The following is a 639-nucleotide window of genomic DNA, read 5'->3' on the forward strand; positions in this document are numbered from 1 at the left end:
GTCGATGAGTATGACTCGTCCGGGGTCTTCGGATTGGGCTGAACGCACCAGTCCCCATACCGCGGCTCCGGGTAGATCGCTGGGCTGTTCACCGGGTCCAGCGACGGCTCCGCAGGTCACCACCATCAGCACACTCGCGCTGAATCGTGGGTCGCTGAGCCAGCTTTGCAGCACTGCCAGCGTCTCAGCCGTCGCCTGGTGCACCCGCTGCAGCATCTCCACCTCACCCACACCATCAGCGGTATCACCGGCAGTGGTGGTGGTGGTGGTGTTGGTGGTGGTGCGGCGGTCGAACACGACGACCGGTGGTACCGGTGCCGTGTCGTCGTGGGCCCAGCCCGTAAACGCCGCGGCCGTGGTGAACACCCGCGATTGAGGAGCCTGCTCTGCCACCGGGGTGGTGGGTGTTGCCGGCATCCACCGCACTTCGCACAGTCGTTCCCGGGTACTGGGTGCGCCGAGCTGTTCGAGTGAGACCGGCCGCGAGGTCAGTGACGCGGCGGTCAATACCGGGTGCCCGGTCAGGTCTGTGGCCTCGATCGCGACCGCTCCCGCACCGGCCGGGCTGATCCGTGCCCGCAGTCCCGAGGCACCCACGGCATGCAGCGACACACCGGACCACGCAAACGGCAACACCAC

At 67.4% G+C, this 639-nt stretch carries 1 protein-coding gene; it reads right to left on the reverse strand.

All coding sequences use genetic code 11. The annotated features are described in order from the left end of the window. On the reverse strand, window positions 1–417 hold a 417-nt coding region (locus NVU01S_RS44055), incomplete at its 3' end, for a SpnB-like Rossmann fold domain-containing protein (protein ID WP_507762153.1). Window positions 418–639: the final 222 nt, after the last annotated feature.

This window comes from Nocardia vulneris (assembly GCF_001613425.1).
Taxonomy (GTDB): domain Bacteria; phylum Actinomycetota; class Actinomycetes; order Mycobacteriales; family Mycobacteriaceae; genus Nocardia; species Nocardia vulneris.